This window comes from Acidovorax sp. K2F, from assembly GCF_025246485.1.
Classification (GTDB): Bacteria; Pseudomonadota; Gammaproteobacteria; order Burkholderiales; family Burkholderiaceae_C; genus Acidovorax; species Acidovorax delafieldii.
The window spans coordinates 1-18,911 of sequence record NZ_JAOBSQ010000025.1; the positions used below are offsets into that span (position 1 = coordinate 1).

18 protein-coding genes are annotated in these 18,911 nt (G+C 64.1%); 9 read left to right on the forward strand and 9 right to left on the reverse strand.

Going from position 1 to position 18,911, the window contains the following annotated elements:
* Positions 1-575: 7TM-DISM domain-containing protein (locus N4G42_RS07085; RefSeq protein WP_313771900.1), on the reverse strand; the 575-nt coding region annotated here is incomplete at its 3' end.
* Between the two features lie 242 nt (positions 576-817).
* Here N4G42_RS07085 and N4G42_RS07090 point away from each other — a divergent pair.
* The 3 genes from N4G42_RS07090 (at position 818) to N4G42_RS07100 (ending at position 4,715) form a co-directional block, all read left to right on the forward strand.
* On the forward strand, positions 818-1,501 hold the full coding sequence (locus N4G42_RS07090; RefSeq protein ID WP_108498133.1) for a response regulator transcription factor: 684 nt from the start codon (positions 818-820) through the stop codon (positions 1,499-1,501).
* A gap of 197 nt (positions 1,502-1,698) precedes the next feature.
* Complete coding sequence (locus N4G42_RS07095) at positions 1,699-4,080, forward strand: IPTL-CTERM sorting domain-containing protein (RefSeq protein ID WP_260666688.1); 2,382 nt, start codon at positions 1,699-1,701, stop codon at positions 4,078-4,080.
* Between the two features lie 77 nt (positions 4,081-4,157).
* Positions 4,158-4,715: a DUF3617 family protein gene (locus tag N4G42_RS07100; RefSeq protein ID WP_260666689.1), complete on the forward strand. Its 558-nt coding sequence runs from the start codon at positions 4,158-4,160 to the stop codon at positions 4,713-4,715.
* A 59-nt stretch (positions 4,716-4,774) separates the two neighbouring features.
* On the opposite strand, the gene N4G42_RS07105 is transcribed toward N4G42_RS07100, so the two are convergent.
* From N4G42_RS07105 to N4G42_RS07120, 4 genes are all read right to left on the reverse strand, one after another.
* Positions 4,775-6,169 (reverse strand): alpha/beta fold hydrolase, encoded by a 1,395-nt coding sequence (locus N4G42_RS07105; RefSeq protein ID WP_260666690.1) that lies wholly within the window; start codon positions 6,167-6,169, stop codon positions 4,775-4,777.
* Between the two features lie 88 nt (positions 6,170-6,257).
* Complete coding sequence (locus tag N4G42_RS07110) at positions 6,258-7,373, reverse strand: acyl-CoA dehydrogenase family protein (RefSeq protein WP_056061011.1); 1,116 nt, start codon at positions 7,371-7,373, stop codon at positions 6,258-6,260.
* A 12-nt stretch (positions 7,374-7,385) separates the two neighbouring features.
* Positions 7,386-8,567 (reverse strand): acyl-CoA dehydrogenase family protein, encoded by a 1,182-nt coding sequence (locus N4G42_RS07115; protein WP_056061013.1) that lies wholly within the window; start codon positions 8,565-8,567, stop codon positions 7,386-7,388.
* A 47-nt stretch (positions 8,568-8,614) separates the two neighbouring features.
* Positions 8,615-9,316: a YceH family protein gene (locus N4G42_RS07120; RefSeq protein ID WP_099729597.1), complete on the reverse strand. Its 702-nt coding sequence runs from the start codon at positions 9,314-9,316 to the stop codon at positions 8,615-8,617.
* A gap of 24 nt (positions 9,317-9,340) precedes the next feature.
* Here N4G42_RS07120 and purN point away from each other — a divergent pair, with 24 nt between their 5' ends.
* The gene (gene purN, locus N4G42_RS07125; protein WP_056061020.1) at positions 9,341-9,922 is read left to right on the forward strand and encodes a phosphoribosylglycinamide formyltransferase; all 582 of its coding nucleotides are present in this window, start codon (positions 9,341-9,343) and stop codon (positions 9,920-9,922) included.
* A gap of 268 nt (positions 9,923-10,190) precedes the next feature.
* Here the strand turns inward: purN and xopAW are convergent, their stop codons facing one another.
* Positions 10,191-11,204 carry a XopAW family type III secretion system calcium-binding effector gene (xopAW, locus tag N4G42_RS07130; RefSeq protein ID WP_260666691.1) on the reverse strand — a complete coding sequence of 338 codons (1,014 nt, stop codon included), beginning with the start codon at positions 11,202-11,204 and terminating at the stop codon, positions 10,191-10,193.
* A gap of 240 nt (positions 11,205-11,444) precedes the next feature.
* Here xopAW and N4G42_RS07135 point away from each other — a divergent pair, with 240 nt between their 5' ends.
* A complete protein-coding gene (locus N4G42_RS07135; RefSeq protein WP_056061026.1) occupies positions 11,445-12,173 on the forward strand; it encodes a response regulator in 729 nt (242 codons plus the stop codon).
* Positions 12,174-12,214: 41 nt separating this feature from the next.
* Entirely contained in the window at positions 12,215-13,285 is a 1,071-nt protein-coding gene (locus tag N4G42_RS07140) for an ATP-binding protein (protein ID WP_260666692.1), read from the forward strand.
* A 3-nt stretch (positions 13,286-13,288) separates the two neighbouring features.
* Here N4G42_RS07140 and N4G42_RS07145 read toward each other — a convergent pair whose 3' ends face one another.
* Entirely contained in the window at positions 13,289-13,543 is a 255-nt protein-coding gene (locus N4G42_RS07145) for a DUF1653 domain-containing protein (protein ID WP_056747477.1), read from the reverse strand.
* Positions 13,544-13,609: 66 nt separating this feature from the next.
* Between N4G42_RS07145 and N4G42_RS07150 the strand changes: the two genes are divergently transcribed.
* The 3 genes from N4G42_RS07150 (at position 13,610) to N4G42_RS07160 (ending at position 18,197) form a co-directional block, all read left to right on the forward strand.
* Positions 13,610-15,463, forward strand: a complete 1,854-nt coding sequence (locus N4G42_RS07150; RefSeq protein WP_260666693.1) for a M48 family metalloprotease — start codon at positions 13,610-13,612, stop codon at positions 15,461-15,463.
* A gap of 104 nt (positions 15,464-15,567) precedes the next feature.
* On the forward strand, positions 15,568-16,842 hold the full coding sequence (locus N4G42_RS07155) for an RsmB/NOP family class I SAM-dependent RNA methyltransferase (protein WP_108498116.1): 1,275 nt from the start codon (positions 15,568-15,570) through the stop codon (positions 16,840-16,842).
* Between the two features lie 140 nt (positions 16,843-16,982).
* On the forward strand, positions 16,983-18,197 hold the full coding sequence (locus tag N4G42_RS07160) for a fatty acid desaturase (protein ID WP_056061039.1): 1,215 nt from the start codon (positions 16,983-16,985) through the stop codon (positions 18,195-18,197).
* Between the two features lie 251 nt (positions 18,198-18,448).
* Here N4G42_RS07160 and rpmG read toward each other — a convergent pair whose 3' ends face one another.
* Positions 18,449-18,619, reverse strand: a complete 171-nt coding sequence (gene rpmG / locus N4G42_RS07165; RefSeq protein ID WP_008904999.1) for a 50S ribosomal protein L33 — start codon at positions 18,617-18,619, stop codon at positions 18,449-18,451.
* Positions 18,620-18,630: 11 nt separating this feature from the next.
* Positions 18,631-18,864 (reverse strand): 50S ribosomal protein L28, encoded by a 234-nt coding sequence (gene rpmB / locus N4G42_RS07170; RefSeq protein WP_010463481.1) that lies wholly within the window; start codon positions 18,862-18,864, stop codon positions 18,631-18,633.
* Positions 18,865-18,911: the final 47 nt, after the last annotated feature.

An 18,911-nucleotide genomic window follows, 5' to 3' on the forward strand; every position in this document is an offset into this window, starting at 1 on the left:
GAATAACCCCGCACGTTGAAGACATGAATTGCACTGGCGGTCACCAGGACCGCGAGCGAGAAGAGCGCACGGGTACGGAAAATGACGGTAGCGGCCCAGATGCCGACTAGAAGAGCGGCCATGGCGCCGAAGTAGAGCCCCATGAGGCGCTCTGCGGACGCTACGGTGGTTGCGAGTGCATAGGTGTCGAGAATGTCCGCGTGGAACTGCGTCGCACTGGACGTACGAATTCGGATGAGAGCCACTTGGCCAGGCGTCAAACGGAACAGATGTTGCCGAACGCCCGGTTTGCGATCCGTGGGCACCAGATCGCCGCTGTCCTGCTGATACCACGCACCATCGCTGCCCTTCTGGTACAGGGTCACATAGTCAAGATAGGTCGGTTGTGCGAGCAGCCACAGATCCCCCGGTTCATGTTCGGGGGGGAGGGCAGGCACCTTGAAACGCAGCCAAACGGTATGGCGCAGATACCCACCGTTCAAAGGCGCTTTAAGTCGGGATGTCGCTCGTTCCGCTGGAATGGCGCTGATTGCCTCTGGTTCCAGGTTCCCGCTTTCATCATCCAGTCTGTCCATGGGGATGTCCCAACCCAGCTGCCAACTGGTTTGCGATTCCAGCGCTTGTGCCGGTACGCATAGCAGGCTGTACCAAAGCAGAACACAGAGCCAAAGTGCGGTCAGGGGGAAGGACGTTGTTCGTGAGGGCTTTTGATGCATCGATTCTGTGAGTTCTTGAGAGTTCTTGTGCGTGGCTGGCAGTTCGATGCGCTGACACAATGTTACGCAAGCTCACTTCCCGATTCGCTCCCATTTTTCTCATGTCTGCTGAACCCATCATTGCTGTCGTAGAAGACGACGAAGACATCCGCAGCAATGTGTGCCGATTTCTGGCGCGTTCTGGCTTTCAGTCTTGGGGCGCGGAGTCCGCAGAGGACTTCTACGTTCGTCTGCTGCAGTCGCGCGTGGATTTGGTGATCATCGACATCGGGTTGCCAGGAGAAGACGGACTCAGCTTGCTCACCCGGTTGGCTTCTCAGGGCGTCCCCACGGTACTCATGACTGCCCGTGCCGATCTCGACAGTCGGATCAGGGGTCTCGATGCCGGTGCATTGCAGTATTTTGTGAAGCCTGTGGACATGCAGGAACTCGTGGCTGGCATCCGTTCCCAGTTACGCAGCAAGCGCTTGCAAGGGGAGATCGACGCGTCAGTTGCTGTTCCCTGGCAACTCGACGCTGCGAATGCGGCCTTGCGCGCGCCCAATCAAATGTTGGTGCCTCTCACCACCCGTGAACTTGAACTCCTGACTTGTCTTTTCAAGACGAAGGGCGTGGTTGTCAGCAAGCAGATCTTGATGCAGGCCGTGGGTGGAAGAGGGTTGGAGGACGACTTCCACCGTATCGAGTCGGCGCTCAACCGGTTGCGCCGCAAAACCCTGGAAATCACTGGCACGCCCTTGCCGGTGCGTGCAGTGTTCGGCAAGGGGCTCGTCTTCGTGACATAGCCCTGCCCAAGGGCTTCGCCTGCTGCGCTGGCGCAGCACCGCCCACCCATCCCATCAGATACCGAATCTCTTTCGATGGCTTGAATGCCAACGAGGGGAGAGGCTTGTCTGCACGCCAGCCGTTGGATGCGAATTTTTCGTGTGAGTCAGCCCGCAGCTATCCGTGGAGCTTTGCGGTTTACCAAGAGGGGAAAGTGTTGAAAACGATCGATAACTGGATGGCACTGCGGACCGTAGTTCTGCGCTGCCTGCGTGGAGTGTTCGCACTCTTTGTTGCGGCGCTGTGTTTTGCATCCACCGCACAGGCGGGGGTGGTTAACGGCAATTTCGAAAGTGGAGATTTCACGGGCTGGACGGTGACCAACTACCGCAACAACGGTATTGCTACGTTTCCTCCCACCCAGAAAAGCCATCTGAATTTGCAGCCCCCGGTCACAGCCCCGGTGACGCAGGTGGTGAGTACGGCATCCGGTACGCCAGCGAGCGCGCCGGACGCACCAGGACAAGCCCTCGCCATCCCGTTTCAGGGCTCATACAGCGCACGGATCAACGCACGGGGCAACAACAACCGTGCCAGCGGAATCCAGCAGTCCGCCCAGATGTTGCTTGCCGATGTGGACCCTGTGGATGGCAAAGTGCACTTGCGCATGGCTGTCGCACCGGTGATCCAGGACGGCGGCCACAGCCCTGAGCAGCAAGCCTATTTCTACGTCGAAGTGCGTAACGTCACCAAGGGCACGCGCCTGTTCTACACATTCAACTTTGCAGCGCAGCCCGGTGTGCCATGGCAGACCCTGGGCGGCTACCAGTACACCGGCTGGCAGGCAATTGACGTTGCTCCTGGGAATGGACTGTTGGATGTAGGCGATACCGTCGAAGTCGAGGTGATCGCAGCAGGTTGCAGTCAGGGTGGTCACTCGGGGGAGGTCTATGTGGATTCGATCGGTCCCTTCTTTGCCGGTTTGCTGGTCACTGCCACTGGCCCCACCACGGCCCAGCCGAGCGACAACGTGACCTACACCTACACCTATAGCAACAACAGCGGGGTAATGGTTTTCAACAGCATAGTCAGCGCTCAGAGCCCGCAAGTGCGGAACGCTGCCAACACTGCCACCGTCGATGCGGTGTTTCAGTCGATGACAGCACCTGCCGGCGCGACCTGCACGACACCGGCGGTGGGTTCGGCGGGTACGGTGACTTGCGACTTCGGCTCGTTGGTCGACCACCAGAGCGGGACTTTCGAGATCGTATGGGGTGTGCCGGCTGGTGCAAGTACTAGCAGTCCGACCAACTCGCTCAACCATGGCACTTACTCCATGTCGGCCACTGGGGCCAGCACGGTACTGGGCCCCTTGGTGCAGACCCGTGTTGTCAGTGGCGCAACGTTGACGGATTTGGTGGTCGGTGTGAGCGATGGTGCATCGGCCACCGCTGTGGGCAGCTCCTCCACATACACCGTGGTGGTGAGCAATAACGGGCCGGTTCCTGTGATTGGATCGACATTGACTCAGCCGACTGTGGCGGGCCTCACGGTGGGCAACTGGACATGCAGCGGCACAGGGGGGGGATCGTGTCAGGGCGGAGCGCCTGCTGCGGGCGCGCTGACCGGAGGCGGCGTGCTGCTGGACATCCCGGTAGGGGGGAGTGTCACGCTCACCTTCGGTGCGACCGTGACTGGGCCAACTTCGGCATCCACGGTCTTCAACATTGGAACTCCCGCAGGCATCACGGATCGCAACACCGCCAACAACACTGCTGGCGACACCAACTCGGTAGCCGCAACGCTGCACAACCTGAGCCTGACCAAGTCGGGTGCGGGCAGTGGCACGGTGGTCAGTGTGCCTGCCGGCATGAACTGCGGTGCCTCATGCACGCTCCCAGTGGCAGACGGTGGCCAGGCCATACTCACCGCCACTGCGGCATCGGGCAGCATTTTCACCGGCTGGTCGGGTGCATGTACGGGCACCGCCAACCCATGTACCGTGCCTGCCATGACTGCGGACGCCGCTGTAGTCGCCAATTTCGCGCTGTCCGCTACTGTCACGATGACGTCTGGAACCGGGGGAACTGTGACTCCCGCTAGCTCGCGCACTGTGCCAGTGGGAGGGACTGTGACCTACACGCTCACCCCCAACGCAGGCAACGTCGCCAGCGCCAGTGGATCCTGCATTGGCGTGCTGACCGGCAACACCTACACCGTCAACCCAGTGACCGCCGATTGCAATGTGGCTTTCAGCTTTGCACCGCTGACCGTGACGGCAACCGCAGGCGCCAATGGCACTGTCACGCCCTTGGGGGTGACCAATGTTGCAGCCCCCGGTAACACCGTGGTCTACACAGTGACGCCCGACCCTGGCTTTGTGGCGCGTATCGCAACCAGTGGCGGAGCGTGCGGGGGCACCCTGGTTGGCAATACCTATACGACGAACCCGGTCAACGCGTCTTGTACGGTGAGCGTGACTTTTGTGGCGATCGCCGTTCCAGCATCCATTCCAACTTTGTCCGAATGGGGGCTATTGATATTGTCAGCATTGATGGCTGCGTTCTTCATCTACTTCCACCGCCGACAGGCGCGCTGAGCCTGTCAGGAAGCGTGAAGTTTGGGGCTGGAGTGTTCCGTCAAGCGCGGCCAGCCCCTTTTTACTGGAGATTTTTGATGAGACAGATTGCGCATGTCGCACGCTGGTCGTGCCTTGCTGGCCTGGGCGTGTGGATGGGTGTTGTCGCTATCCAATCTGCAAATGCGCAGCAGATGCCAGCGCGAAAGCCGGGGCTCTGGGAGGTCACGGTCCGCAGTACCGGCAACTCGGTAGCGAATGAGCAGAAGGTTTTGCAATGCACTGATCGCCAGGCGGAGCCGATCATGTTGCTTGCGATCGTGCCCGGCCAGGAGCATTGTCACAAAGTGAGAGTAAAGAAAAATGCACATGGCAGTGAGGTGCGCACCGTTTGCTATGTGCACGATAACCGCGTGGACGCCACGGTACAACTGTCAGGCGACCTTCAAACCGCCTACCGTGGCGTCTTTGAGGTCACTTATTCCAAACCTGTGCGTTTCGCTCCAGGGCGTACCGAGTTCGAGGGCCGCTGGTTGGGTGCGTGTGGCGCAACGCAGCGGGCAGGGGACATGGTGCTGCCCAATGGAGCGACTGTGAACGTCGTGGAAGACCGCAAGCGCGCGGAAAGCCACGGACATGCAGGGCACTCGCACTGACGAGCCTGTGCCCTCAAATTAATGCGTCGCCTTGAAGCAGGCTACGGAATATCGGCCAACTACTGGCTGACTTCCAGCATGACGACGTGGCCTTGCGCGGCAGGCCATGTTTGCCCCACGACGCGCTCGCCATTGAATTCGGCGGCAATACTGCGCACGCCCCCCGCGGGCTTGACCTTGGCAGATGCCACTCCGGCGCCAGCGGGCACGCCCGCAGGCACTGCACCATCCAGCAGCATCTTGTCGCGCTCCGGGTCCAGGTAGCCGCGCGGGCGGGTCAAGGTCACAACGCTCTCGGCGCCCTTGTCGGCATCGGCCATGCGTTCTGCGCGCAGATGGATGAGGTCACTACTGCGCGGAAAGCCGCTGCGGTAGATGTGGGTGGTGGCATATCCAGGTGCGGTGATTACGAACTCGATGGGTGCGCCGGGTGCAACCACTAACGGACCCCATTGGCCATCTGCACCCACTGTCTTTCGCAGCAGCGGGTTGCCCGTGCGAGCACCAGTGGCGGAGTCGGTGGCGTACACCTCCAGCTGGGCACCCGCCAGGGGCAGGTTGTTGCTGAAGTTGCCGGTCTTGGGGTCGGCAGAGTCCACCCCCAGGCCCGTGACCTTGCCGTTGATCACTACGGATTTCTCCGCAGCGATCTCGGTGCGTGCGGGGGCCTTGCCGGTGATGAAGCGGTAGGTGGCTTCAAACGCAACGGGGGAGTACGAAGTCTCGCGGTGGTCGATGCGCGGAATCACCACGTTGGTGGCACCTTTGAGTTCGGGGCCGGTGGCGGTCACGTTGGTGGGCGTGCCTTTCTGGCCGATCCACAGACCGTCGGGCTGGGCGAACTTGTCGTTGTTGTCCGAGCGGATGGTCAGCCATTTCACCGGGCCGCTCACTTCGTCGCCCGCAGCGTTCTTGGGGGCATTCAGCGCTTTGAGGAAGGGGCCTGTGCCCGAGAACTCGTTGCCTTCTCGGAACCCCGGTATCGCCCACACGCCGTGGTTGGGTGTGCCGCCGAGGATCGCGTGGCTCACCGTCTTGTCGCCGCCCCCGTTGTAGATGTAGTTGCGGATGGCATTGCCGCCGCGCGAGTTGCCGACCAGCACGACCTGGCGGGCGCCTGTGGCTTTGAGCACCTTGTCCACTTCGGCCTTGAGGTAGGCCATGTGCTCTGCGGCCGAGGTGCGGCCCGGCTGGGGCTTGGCGTCCTCATCGCGCGACAGGGGGTAGGGCACGTCGATGGCGTGCAGGCGCTCGCGGGGCCAGCCGTTGGACTCGAACCGCCAGACGGTGGTCTGCCACAGCGCGGCGGTGTCGCCGTTGCCATGCACAAAGACGATGGGCGGTGCTTCTGCCAGGCTGGGGCTCTGGGTGGCGCAGCCTGCCAGCGCCAGGCCGGCGGCCGCAGCGGCTGCCAGCAAGAGGGATCGGCGTGGCAACAGGAATGCGTGATTCATGGGGGAGTCTCCAAAAAGAAAAAATGCCCGTGGACTGGGTAATCCACGAGCATCGTTTGCGGGTGTTACGCGCCTGCGTCAGTTCACATCAGGCAAACACGCCCGCCGTGTCTTGCATGCGGGCGGACACTTCGCCCAGATGGTGCAGCGTGTCGCCAAAAGTCACTTCCAGCTGAGTGAGCTTCTTGAAGTAGTGGCTCACGATGTATTCGTCCGTCACGCCAATGCCACCGTGCAGTTGCACCGCTTGCTGGCCGACAAAGCGCATCGACTGGCCCAGCTGCACCTTGGCGCGGGCCATGGCGGCACGGCGTTCGGCGGCGGGGGCGCCCAGCTTCAGGCTGGCGTAGTAGCTCATCGAGCGGGCCAGCTCCAGCTGCATCTTCATGTCGGCCACGCGGTGGCGCAGCGCCTGGAAGCTGGCAATGAACACGCCAAACTGCTTGCGCTGGTTCATGTATTCGACCGTGATGGCCACGGTCTTGTCCATCACGCCCACGGCTTCGGCGCAGGCGGCGGCAATGCCGGTGTCCACGGCCAGTTCCAGCGCGGCCAGGCCGTCGGTGGTGATGAGCGTGGCGGGGGCGTTGGCCAGCTGCACCTCGGCGGCGCGGCTGCCATCTTGAGTGACGTAGCCCTGCGTGGTCACGCCGCTCGCCGTGCGTTCGACCAGGAAGAGTGCAATCTTGCCGTCGAGTTGCGCAGGCACGATGAAGGCGTCGGCCTTGTCGCCAGTGGGTACTACGCTTTTGATAGCTGTTACCGCATATCCTGATTGCGCTTTGGCCGCTTTTGCATCGCAAACGTCCAGGCGGTAGCGCGCCTTGCGCTCCTGCTGGGCCAGCACCACCAGGGCTTCGCCGCTGGCCACGCGGGGCAGCCAGGCGCCTTGTACGTCGGCCGGTGCGTAGTGCGACAGCACACTGCTGGCAATGAAGGCTTGCGCAATCGGCTCCAGCACAATGCCGCGGCCCAGTTCTTCGGCCACGACCATCGCATCGATGGCGCCCTGGCCCATGCCGTCGTGCGCTTCGGGCACGGTGAGGGCGGTCAGGCCCAGCTCGGCCAGTTCGCCCCAGGCGGCGCGGTCAAAACCGCCTGCGGCCACGGCAGCGCGGCGGCGCTCGAACGTGTAGCCCTTGTCCACCCACTTGCGCACGGCGTCGCGCAGTTGCTCCTGGTCGTCAGAAAAATCGAAATCCATGTTCTTGTCTCCTTAGCCCAGAACCGTCTGCGCGACGATGTTGCGTTGAACTTCATTGCTGCCACCGTAGATGGTGGTTTTGCGCAGGTTGAAGTAGGTGGACGCCAGCGGCGCGTTGGCGGTGACGCCGCCGGGGAAGTTGCCCTGCCAGCCAGCTTCCATGGCCTCTTCGATGAAGGGCATGGCAAAGGGGCCGGCGGCCAGCATCATCAGCTCGGCGTAGCGTTGCTGGATCTCGCTGCCCTTGATCTTGAGCAGGCCCGCGATGTCGAGCGAGTTCTTGCCCGACTTTTCGGCGGACAGCACGCGCAGCACCAGCATTTCCAGAGCGACGATGTCCACTTCGAGCAGGGCGATCTGGTCCCGGAAGCGCAGGTCATCCCACACGCCTTCGGTCTTGGCGATGCGCTTCAGGCGTTCCAGCTCGCGCTTGCTGCGGTTCACGTCGGCGATGTTGGTGCGCTCGTGGCTCAGCAGGTGCTTGGCGTAGGTCCAGCCCTTGTTCTCTTCGCCGATCAGGTTCTCGGCAGGCACTTCGACGTTGTCGAAGAACACCTCGTTCACCTCGCACTCGCCGTCCAGCAGCTTGATGGGGCGCACGGTGACGCCCTTGGACTTCATGTCGAGCAGCAGGAAGGAGATGCCGGTCTGGGGCTTGCCCTCGGTGCTGGTGCGCACCAGGTTGAACATCCAGTCGCCATGCTGGCCCAGGGTGGTCCAGGTCTTCTGGCCGTTGACGATGTACTTGTCGCCCACGCGCTCTGCGCGGGTCTTGACGCTGGCCAGGTCCGAGCCCGAGCCCGGTTCGCTGTAGCCCTGGCTCCACCAGACTTCGCCGCTGGCGATGCCGGGCAAAAAGCGCTTTTGCTGCTCGGCGTTGCCAAACGCCATGATCACCGGGGCCACCATCACGGGGCCGAAGGGGATGATGCGGGGCGCACCGGCCAGCGCACACTCTTCTTCAAACAGGTGCTTTTGCACGGCAGTCCAGCCCGGGCCGCCAAACTCTTTGGGCCAGCCAAAGCCCAGCCAGCCTTTTTTTCCCAGAATCTTGGCCCAGCCCTGCATGTCCTCGCGGGTCAGGCGCAAGGCGTTGTGGACCTTGTGAGAGATTTCTTTGGGCAGATTGGCGTGAACCCAAGCGCGAATCTCTTCGCGAAAGGCCTGCTCTTCGGGGGTGAATGCGAGATCCATGCGGTGCGTCTCCTAGTGATACTGCATTTGTAGCACGGTCGTTCGTTTTATTCCTGTCCGGGTGGCGACATTGGACTGAACTCAGGGGAAATGCCCAGCTCGGCGCACAGGCGCTGCACGGTGTTGCGCAGGCTTGCCACTTCGGCCTCCAGAGCGTCCACGCGGGCCTGCAGCGCGGGCGATGGGCTGGCGCTCGCACTGCCTGCGGGCGCATGGCTGGCGGTGGTGTCCACCGGCCCGCACATCAAATGCGCCCAGCGTTGCTCGCGCGCGCCGGGAGCGCGGGGCAGCTGCACGACCAGCGGGCCACCCTTTTCGGCACTGCGCTCCTGCAACTCGTCCAGAAAGGCTTCGACCGACGAAATGTCCGCAAACCGGTACCAGCGCTCAGCGTTGATGCGCAGCTCACCCGCCGTCTGCGGGCCGCGCAACATCAGCAAGCCCAGCAGCACGGCCGACTGCTCGGGCACGCCCACGCCACGCTGAAAGTTGTGCTCCCAGCGTGTGGTGCGGTTGCCGCTGCTCTCAAACGCCAGCGTCAGCAGCTTGAGCGAATCCAGTGCCTCCTGCGCCTCGGCGTCGCTGAGGTTCATCACCGGGTCGCGGCTGGTTTTCTGGTTGCAGCCGGTGACCAGGCCGTTGAGCGACATGGGGTAGCTGTCGGGCACGGTGCGCGCCTTTTCCATCAGGGTGGCGAGCACGCGGGCTTCGTTGGGGGTAAGTGGGCGGGTCGCAGGATCAAAAGGCATGGCTGGGATAATCCGGGGCAATTTATGAAGAACATCGTCATTCTGATCTCTGGCGGCGGCTCCAACATGGCCACCATCGTCCGCACGGCACAGCAGGAGCGCTGGGAGCAGCGCTACGGCGCCCGCGTGGCGGCCGTCATCAGCAACAAACCGGAGGCCGCCGGGCTGGTGTTTGCGCGCGAGCAGGGCATCGCCGCCGAGGCGCTGGACCACAAGGCGTTTGCCAGCCGCGAGGCTTTTGATGCCGAGCTTGCGGCCACCATCGACCGCCACCAGCCTGCCCTGGTGGTGCTGGCGGGGTTCATGCGCATCCTGACGCCAGGGTTTGTGGCGCACTACGCCGGGCGGCTCATCAATATCCACCCTTCGCTGTTGCCGGCCTTTACCGGGCTGCACACGCACCAGCGCGCCATCGACGCGGGATGCAAGTTTGCGGGCGTGACGGTGCACCAGGTGACGGCCGAGCTGGATGTGGGCCCCATCCTGGACCAGGCCGTGGTGCCGGTGCTGCCGGGCGACACCGCCGAGACGCTGGCCGCCCGGGTGCTGACCCAGGAGCATGTGATCTACCCCCGCGCCGTGCGGGCGCTGGTGCGCTCCCTGTAGGAGGTGAGGTCGGGGCGAGGCAGGCCGGGCGCGTGGGGTGCCCACCGCTCCCACGCTGGCAGGGAAATTGCTACTGAATTTATAGCTATCAAGGCATGATGCACTAGCGCATCTGGCCGATTTGGATCAGATTTCGTGTCCCAGGGCCCATCCACCAGCCCCGGGGCCGGTTTCTGGCTCGCACAGCTCGTCAACTGACGGGCGAATCGCACTGTGCGGCCAGAAATCAGGGGTGCCCGGAGGGCGCCGCCGGGTCGTTCACACCTTGTCAGGCCACGGCGCTCAGACTGCTGGTGTTCGACGCCGTGCGCCAGTCGCTGGCGGCGCGTTCGTACTGCTGCCGCGCAAAGTCGGCCAGCCGCGCCAGGTCGTTGCGGCCGGTGGACTCGGTGCTGGTGCTGGTGGTGGACTGCACCTGGCTGGTCAGCTGGTCGATGAACGCCTTCGACTCGCTGGCGCTGATGCTGGCATCGCCGTCGGTGTCGATGGCGTTGAACAGCGCGGTGATGGCGTCCTGCTCGGCCGTACTGGTTCCGCCCGCCAGGCGCTCGGCGGCGGAGACCTTGCCATCCTCGTTGGTGTCCAGGGGGTCGTAGCTGGTCGCCGAGCTGCTGTCGGATGCGGCGTCAGCGCCACCTGCACCCCTCGGACCACCCGGACCACCCGGAGGTGGTGGCATGCCGCCCATGGCCTGCATGTCATCGGCACCCGCGCCGGGGCCTGAGGGGCGGCCCGCATCGAACTCGGCCTGCGTCAGGCTGCCATCACCGTCGGTATCCAGCTGGCTGAACACGTCGTCGCTGCTCACGCCGGTCTGGCTGGCGGTGCCGCCGGACATGGCCTCCAGCAGGGCCTGCAGCTCGGTCTTGCTCACGGCGCCATCGCCGTCGCTGTCCACTTTGCCAAACAGGTCGTCGCCCGCCTGGCCGGTGGCGCTGGTGGCCGAACTGCTGCCTTCGCCACCGCGCGACTGGGCAAATGCCATGGTGGAGGGGGGCGGTGGCAGCACGCTTTGCAGAGTCTTGCCCAGCTCGCCGGCGTTCAGGCTGCCGTCGCCGTTGGCGTCGTATTGCTTCACCAGGTCGGCCGCGCTGGTCTGGCTGCTGGCGCCGGTCTTCTTCGCCACGTTGTCCAGCAGGCCCTGCAATTCGGTATCGCTCACGCCGCCGCTACCGTCGGTATCGATCTTGGACAGCAGCCGCTCCGGCGAAGGCCCCGGGCGCGATGCCCGCTGCACGCTCGCACTGGACCAGGCACTGCTGACGCTACTGATGGTCGTCATCGTTGTTCCTTTCGTTCCAAAGGTGGACCGGTGCCGGGCCCTCCACTGCGGAAGCCCTCAGCCATGGCCCGATCCCATTCTTGGGTGCGCGTGTCTCCAGGGTTTGTCCGCTTTGTACCAAGGCCGATACAAAGGGCAGATGCAAGGCATGAACAGGGGGGCAAAGGCCCGCCAGATTGCCCCGAGCAGGGTGCGCAGCCTCCCTAAACTTGGTGCGTTCTTTTGTGCCTGTGCCTGCCCATGCAACACATCCTGGTGGTGGACGACGATGTCGAGATCACCACACTCCTCACCGACTACCTGACCCGCTTTGGCTATGCCGCCCACGCGGCCTGTGACGCGCAGACGATGCGCGCCCAGATGGCCGCCCAGCCCATCGGCCTGGTGGTGCTGGATGTGATGCTGCCCGGCACCGACGGGATCACGCTGGCAAGGGAGCTGCGTGAGCGCTCGCGGGTGCCCATCATCATGCTCACCGCGCGCGCCAACCCGTATGACTGCGTGCTGGGGCTGGAGATGGGCGCGGACGATTACATGGGCAAACCCTTCGAGCCGCGTGAGCTGGTAGCCCGCATCCAGACCGTGCTGCGCCGCACGCGCGGCGCCGAGGCACCTGTGCGGCAGGGCCCCGACGAAGTGGTGCGGTTTGATGGCTGGACGCTGCACAGCCTGGAGCGGCATCTGGTGTCGCCCGGGGGCATGGTGGTGCCCTTGTCGAATGCCGAGTTCCGTTTGCTGTGCACCTTTTTGCGCATGCCGCGCCGCGTTTTCAGCCGCGACCAGCTCATGGAGCAGGCCCGCGGCCGGGCCATGGATGCATTCGAGCGAAGCATCGACCTGCTGGTGTCACGCCTGCGCAGCAAGCTTGCGGACGACCCGCGGTCGCCTTCCATGATCCGCACCGTGCGCGGTGCCGGGTATCTGTTCAACGTGCAGTCGCTGCAAGGGCAGGTAGGGTGGCCCCACTGACGCCCACGCAATCGCAGCTGCGCGCTGCAGTCCAGCGCTGCATGCCTGACACCCTGTTTGGCAGGCTCGCCCTGCTGCTCATCGCCGCCGTCATCGTGAGCCATGTGCTGGCGCTGACGCTGATGTTCGAGCTGCGCCCTGCCCATCCAGGCCACCCGCCCGGCCCGCCGCCGCACGCATTGGCGGCCGATGGGCGCCTATTGCCGCCGCCGGGGCCCGCACCGGGCTTGTGGAACGCACCTCCCTCGCTGCAGCTGGGCCTGCTGCTGGACATCAGTGTGCGCCTGGCCGCATTGGTGGCTGCAGCTTGGTGGGCTGCGCGCTGGCTGTCGCGCCCCATGCGCCGGCTGGCTACGGCCGCACAGGAGCTGGGGCGTGACATCCACCGGACCCCGTTGCCCGAGGACGGCACGCTGGAATGCCGCGACGCCAGCCGTGTGTTCAACCAGATGCAGGCGCGCATCCGCCAGCAACTGGCCGAGCGCGACCGCTTTGTGGCGGCCGTGTCGCACGATTTGCGCACGCCCCTGACGCGGCTGCGGCTGCGCACCGAAAGCCTGGGCGACGCCCAGGCGCAGCAGCTGTTTCGGCGCGACATTGCCGAAATGGACGCCATGATTGCCTCCACGCTGGATTACCTGCGCGGCGTGGCGGGTGCGGAGGCTTGGGTGCATCTGGATGTGCAGGCCCTGGTGGACAGCATGGCGGACGACCAGGTGGCGATGGGCCACGCCGTCACCGTGGCGGGGCAGGCTGCCCCCTTGCGCGTGCAGGCCGTGGCACTGCGGCGTTGCCTGGACAACCTGGTGGGCAATGCCGTGCGCTACGGCGGCAGTGCCGAGGTCACGCTGCGCGATGCGGCAGACGCCCTGACCATCGAGGTGCGCGACCACGGCCCGGGCCTGCCGCCCGAGGAGCTGGACCGGGTCTTGGAGCCCTTCTACCGTGTGGAGGCCTCGCGCAATCGCCAGAGCGGCGGGGTGGGGCTGGGGCTCACCATCGCCAGCGACATCGTGCGGCGCCACGGTGGCCAACTGGCGCTGCGCAATGCACCGGGCGGTGGGCTGGTGGTGGCCGCGGTGTTTCCGCGCGCTTTCGCCGGATATCAGTAGGGCTCAGGCGGCGGGAGCTTCGCCCTCCCATTTTTCAAACCGGGGGCGCAGCACGCCATCGATGAGCACTTGCTCCTCAAACATGGCGGCCGGCCGCACCCACAGGCCGCGCTGGCCATAAAGCGCGCGGTACAGCGTCATGGGCTCCAGCGTCTCGCTGTGGCGTACGGTGTCGATCACTTCATAGAGCATGCCCTTGTAGTGGCGGTACAGGCCGGGTGGCGTGCGGATGAGCTCGGGCAGGTCGTCGTCGGTCATGGTGTTGCGGTGGCGTGAATGGTTAGGATGGCGGCTGAAAAAAATCAACCAGAGTGAGGGACGCCCGTGGATCAGGCAGATTTTGTGCACATGGTGCGCATGAGCGAGCATGCCAGCGCCGAGAACAGTCGCGCGTACCGCCGCAGTGTGGCTGCGTTTGCCGCCCTGGGTTATGCATGGGTGCTGGGGTGTATGGCACTGGCCGTGGGTATTTTGCTGTGGGTGGTGCCCCAGTTGCTGCAGGGGCGCTTTCGTTTCGCGATGCTGTGGGCCCTGCTGGGTGCCGGAGGTCTGCTGTGGGTGAGCCTGCGTGCGCTGTGGGTGCGGTTTGATGAGCCCCAGGGCGTGGAGATCACAGCGCTGGATGCACCCGACCTGTTTGAAGCGCTGGCGCGCATCCGCCGCAAGATCAAGGGCCCCCCTATCCACAAGGTCACGCTGACCGACGAGTTCAATGCCAGCATCCAGCAACTGCCGCGTTTTGGGCTGCTGGGCGGCGCCGTCAATCACCTGAGCATTGGCCTGCCCCTGTTGATGGCGCTCGACCGGCCGCGATTCCTGGCGGTGCTGGCGCACGAGTACGGCCACCTGCGGGGCGACCATGGCCGCTTTGCGGCCTGGATCTACCGCACGCGCCTGTCGTGGATGCGCCTGAACCACAGCCTGGCCGACGATGAAGGCCCGGTCGCTGCCGCCACCCAGCTGTTCATGCGCTGGTACTTTCCGCGTTTCTCTGCCAAGACCTTTGCGCTGGCCCGCCAGGATGAGTACGAAGCCGACCGGATCGCTGGCAAGCTGCTGGGCCGCGACGTGACCGCTGCGGCCCTCGCCGAAATCGAGATCCGGGGCGCGTGGCTGCAGGCAGAGTTCTGGGGCAGCCACTGGTGTGCCGCGGCGGGCAGTCCGTTGCCGGTGGGGCCTTACCGCAGCATGCGCCGTGCCCTGGCCAAGGCCCCCGATGCAGCCTTTGCCAACGACGCCTTGCGCCAGGCGCTCAAGCGCTTGAGCAATCTGGACGACACCCACCCCGGCCTGCGCGACCGCATCGAGGCACTGGATGCCACGCCCACGCTGCCTGACTGGTCGCGCGGCAACGCTTTGGCCCTGTTGGGACCGGATGCCAAGCGCTGGGTGGCACATTTCGACAAGCAATGGTGCCGCGACAATGCCAGCGAATGGAAGCAGCACCACGCCTGGCTGGGGCGCGTGCGCGCACGCGCCGAGGCCCTGGGTGCATCGACGGCACAGAGCAGTGCGGCCGACCTGGTGGAACTGGCCCGCCTCAAGCGCCACCTGGACCCGCATGCCGATGTGCGCGCCCTGTACGAGCTGGCACTGCAGCGCAGCCCCGAATACCCTTCTGCGCTGCGTGGACTGGTGCCTTGCCTGGCGGACGATGATCGGGAGGGCAAGCTCCAGCTGCTGCACCGGCTGTGGGAAACAGGCAGCAGCGACCGCTACTGGGCCGCGCGCACGGCATTGGCCGAGCTGGAGACCCCACGCCTGGGGCTGGACCACGATGCAGCCGCCTTCAAGCAGTGGCGCAAGCGGCTGGAACGCGCGCAAGAATCCGAAGAGCGGGCCTGGGAAGAGCTGTCGGGCACCTCGTTCTTCAGCCAGATCGTGCGGCACGACCTCAGCTCCTTCGAGCTGGCCGAACTGCAATCCGAACTGGCCCGCTGCGCTCCTCTGGCCCGCTGCTGGCTGGTGCGCAAGAACCTGCGCGAGTACCCCCAGCGCAGGGCCTACCTGGTGTTTGTCGAGCTGCCGGGCATGGACGATGAAAGCCGTTACCACCTGTGCCGCGCGCTGGAGCGTAACCTGAGCCTGCCCGGCCCCGCGCTGGTGCTGTGGGCGGGCGAGTCACCGACGCTGCAGCAGATCGAGCGCTCGGCGTTCGAGCCGATCTATACCCGTTGACGCCCAGGCCGCGCATGGAGCGACTTGGCCGTTGAGGTTTGGCTCCCGCGTTGAACGGGTGGGGGCGATGTCGCCAGGTTGGCCGGGAATGGGACAATCGCAGGATGCATCCCAAAGTTCTTCTCGACGCCTGCGCCGAACTGGTCAGGCTCACCCTCACGTTTGAACACCCCGCCGACGCGGTGGTGTCGCGTTTCTTCCGCGACAACCGGGGCCTGGGGCCGCGCGAGCGCGCCACGCTGGCTGAAACGGTTTACACCGTTCTGCGCAAGAAGCTCCTGTTTGACCACATGGCCCCGTCAGGCTCGGGTCCCAAGGAGCGCCGCCTGGCCATCCTGGGTTTCTATGGCCCGCGCGATTTCCTCAAGAGTGCGTTGACCGACCAGGAGAAAAACTGGCTGGACCAGTGCGATGCGGTCACGGTCGATGACCTGATGGAGCGCCATCGCCACAACCTGCCCGAATGGATGGTCAAGCCCCTGAAGGACCAGCTGGGCGATGGCTTCTGGCCGCTGGTGGAAAGTCTGGCCCAGAGCGCCCCCTTGGATTTGCGCGTCAATGCCCTCAAGGACAAGCGCGCCGATGTGCAAAAGGAGCTGGCCAAAGCTGGCATCAAGGCGCATCCCACACCGTATTCACCCTGGGGCCTGCGCATTGACGACAAGCCCGCGCTGACCAAGCTCGATGCCTTTACGCGGGGCGCCATCGAGGTACAGGACGAGGGCTCACAGCTGCTGGCCCTGCTGCTCGACGCCAAGCGTGGCGAGATGGTGGTGGACTTCTGCGCTGGCGCTGGGGGCAAGACGCTGGCCATTGGCGCGAGCATGCGCAGCACTGGGCGGCTGTACGCTTTTGACGTGTCAGCTCACCGCCTGGATGCGCTCAAACCGCGCCTGGCCCGCAGCGGCCTGTCGAACGTGCACCCCGCCGCCATCGCCCACGAGCGTGATGACCGCGTCAAGCGCCTGGCGGGCAAGATCGACCGCGTCCTCGTGGACGCGCCTTGCTCGGGCCTGGGCACCCTGCGGCGCAACCCCGACCTCAAATGGCGCCAGTCGCCCAAGGCCATCGATGAGCTGGTGGCCAAGCAGACGGCCATCCTGGACAGCGCAGCCCGCCTGCTCAAGCCGGGCGGCCGTCTGGTGTATGCCACCTGCAGCATCCTGCCGCAAGAAAACGAGGCCATTGCCGAGGCCTTCAGCGCTACACACCCCGACTTCCAGCTGCTGGATGCAGGTGAACTGCTGGAGCAGCTCAAGGTCGAGGGGGCCAAGGGTTTGTGCAGCGGGGGGGCATCGGGCAGTGGTTATTTGCGCTTATGGCCCCATCTGCATCAGACCGACGGGTTTTTTGCCGCCATCTGGGCCAAAAAGGACTGAAACGCTGGAGGTAGGGCTCTAAACACCGTAAACCAGCGTAAATACTGTGGATTCCCCTGATCCGTTCAGAAACGGGCCATCTAAAATAAATGACCTGTTTCGTTGGTGAGCGGGTTCTCTGTAGTAAGGTTTTTGTGAATATGCTGTTACCCGACTGGGCTGTACTGAACGCCGCCATTGACTGGCTGGGAAATGGGTTGTGGAACCTGTCCTGGTGGCAGATCGTGTTGTACACCCTTGCCACGACCCATATCACCATCGCTGCGGTCACGATCTTCCTGCACCGCGCGCAGGCACACCGCGCGCTGGACCTGCATGCCATCCCCTCGCATTTCTTCCGCTTCTGGCTGTGGATTGGTACCGGCATGGTGACCAAGGAATGGGTGGCCATCCACCGCAAGCACCACGCCAAGTGTGAAACTGTGGATGACCCCCACAGCCCCCAGACCCGCGGGCTGGACACGGTGATGTGGCGCGGCGCCGAGCTGTACCGCGCCGAGTCCAAGAACATGGAAACCATCAAGAAGTTCGGTCACGGCACGCCCGATGACTGGATGGAGCGCAATGTGTACACCCGCTACGGCTGGCAGGGCGTGGGCCTCATGCTCATCCTGAACCTGGCCTTGTTTGGCGCCCTGGGCGCCGCGGTGTGGGCGGTGCAGATGCTCTGGATTCCGTTCTGGGCAGCAGGGGTGGTCAATGGTGTGGGCCACTACTGGGGCTACCGCAACTTCGAGGCGCAGGACGCCAGCACTAACCTGTCGCCCTGGGGCATCATCATTGGCGGCGAAGAGCTGCACAACAACCACCACACCTACCCCACGTCGGCCAAGTTCTCGGTCAAGCCGTATGAATTTGACATTGGCTGGGTGTACATCAGCCTCATGAAGAAAATCGGCTGGGCTACCGTGAAGAAGGTGCCACCCAAGTTGCAACTGGGCGATGTCAAGCCGGTGGCTGATGAAAAGACGCTGGAGGCCTTGATCGCCAACCGCTATGAAGTGATGGCGGGCTATGCGCGTGGTGTGCGCAAGGCGTGCAAGGATGAGATTGCCGCGCTGCAGGCCCGTCAGGCCGATGTATCGGTGCTCAAGGCCGCCAAGCGCTGGCTGCATCGCGATGCCGAGAAGGTGCCGGCGGGGGCCTTGCCCCAGCTGGCCCAGGCCCGCGCTGCGCATCCGGCCCTGGACAAGATGGTGACCATGCGCGAAGAACTGCGTCAGCTGTGGCTCAACACCTCGCAATCCCGTGAGCAACTCACTGCCGACTTGCAGGCCTGGTGCCGCCGCGCCGAGGAGAGCGGTATTGCCACTCTGCGCGAGTTCTCCATCAGTCTGCGCGCTGCACGGGCCTGATGTAATGCCTTGGTGGCGCTGTCGGTCGGACCACTGACCCCGGCGCACCTCCCCATATACCGCTGCAGGGCTTTGTGCCCTCAGCGGTTTTTTATTGGATGTGGACCTGCTGGCTCTCGAAGTTGGTGGGGAACAGGTCGTCGATGGCGGGAGGCGGTGCTGTAGTCATCGGGCTGCGTGGATTGCAGCCATGAAAAAAGCCGCCGGGCTGAATGCCGGGCGGCCTTTGGGATGACAAGAAAGAGACTGAATTACTTCAGCTTCATTTCCTTGTATTCCACATGCTTGCGAGCCTTGGGATCAAATTTCATGATCAGCATCTTCTCGGGCATGGTCTTCTTGTTCTTGGTCGTGGTGTAGAAGTGACCGGTACCCGCAGTGGATTCCAGCTTGATCTTGTCGCGTCCGCCTTTGCTTGCCATGGTGCTACTCCTTAAGCCTGGCCACGGGCACGCAGGTCTGCGAGCACCGAGTCGATACCGTTCTTGTCGATCAAACGCAGGGCAGCGCTCGAAACACGCAGGCGCACCCAACGGTTTTCGGTCTCGACCCAGAAACGGCGGTATTGCAGGTTCGGCAGGAACCGGCGCTTGGTTTTGTTGTTGGCGTGGGAAACATTGTTCCCCGTCATGGGCTTCTTGCCCGTTACGTCGCAGACGCGTGCCATGAGGACACTCCGATACTGATTAACGGCCGTTCGCTGAGCCCTGGGCT

Bases quoted from the DNA above. Each gene is read 5' to 3' on its own strand.
- xopAW (WP_260666691.1), bottom strand. From the start codon at position 11,204: ATGACGACCATCAGTAGCGTCAGCAGTGCCTGGTCCAGTGCGAGCGTG.
- N4G42_RS07160 (WP_056061039.1), top strand. From the start codon at position 16,983: ATGCTGTTACCCGACTGGGCTGTACTGAACGCCGCCATTGACTGGCTG.
- N4G42_RS07140 (WP_260666692.1), top strand. From the start codon at position 12,215: ATGCCTGACACCCTGTTTGGCAGGCTCGCCCTGCTGCTCATCGCCGCC.
- N4G42_RS07155 (WP_108498116.1), top strand. From the start codon at position 15,568: ATGCATCCCAAAGTTCTTCTCGACGCCTGCGCCGAACTGGTCAGGCTC.
- N4G42_RS07105 (WP_260666690.1), bottom strand. From the start codon at position 6,169: ATGAATCACGCATTCCTGTTGCCACGCCGATCCCTCTTGCTGGCAGCC.
- N4G42_RS07110 (WP_056061011.1), bottom strand. From the start codon at position 7,373: ATGGATTTCGATTTTTCTGACGACCAGGAGCAACTGCGCGACGCCGTG.
- N4G42_RS07135 (WP_056061026.1), top strand. From the start codon at position 11,445: ATGCAACACATCCTGGTGGTGGACGACGATGTCGAGATCACCACACTC.
- N4G42_RS07145 (WP_056747477.1), bottom strand. From the start codon at position 13,543: ATGACCGACGACGACCTGCCCGAGCTCATCCGCACGCCACCCGGCCTG.
- rpmB (WP_010463481.1), bottom strand. From the start codon at position 18,864: ATGGCACGCGTCTGCGACGTAACGGGCAAGAAGCCCATGACGGGGAAC.
- N4G42_RS07090 (WP_108498133.1), top strand. From the start codon at position 818: ATGTCTGCTGAACCCATCATTGCTGTCGTAGAAGACGACGAAGACATC.
- purN (WP_056061020.1), top strand. From the start codon at position 9,341: ATGAAGAACATCGTCATTCTGATCTCTGGCGGCGGCTCCAACATGGCC.
- N4G42_RS07120 (WP_099729597.1), bottom strand. From the start codon at position 9,316: ATGCCTTTTGATCCTGCGACCCGCCCACTTACCCCCAACGAAGCCCGC.
- rpmG (WP_008904999.1), bottom strand. From the start codon at position 18,619: ATGGCAAGCAAAGGCGGACGCGACAAGATCAAGCTGGAATCCACTGCG.
- N4G42_RS07100 (WP_260666689.1), top strand. From the start codon at position 4,158: ATGAGACAGATTGCGCATGTCGCACGCTGGTCGTGCCTTGCTGGCCTG.
- N4G42_RS07115 (WP_056061013.1), bottom strand. From the start codon at position 8,567: ATGGATCTCGCATTCACCCCCGAAGAGCAGGCCTTTCGCGAAGAGATT.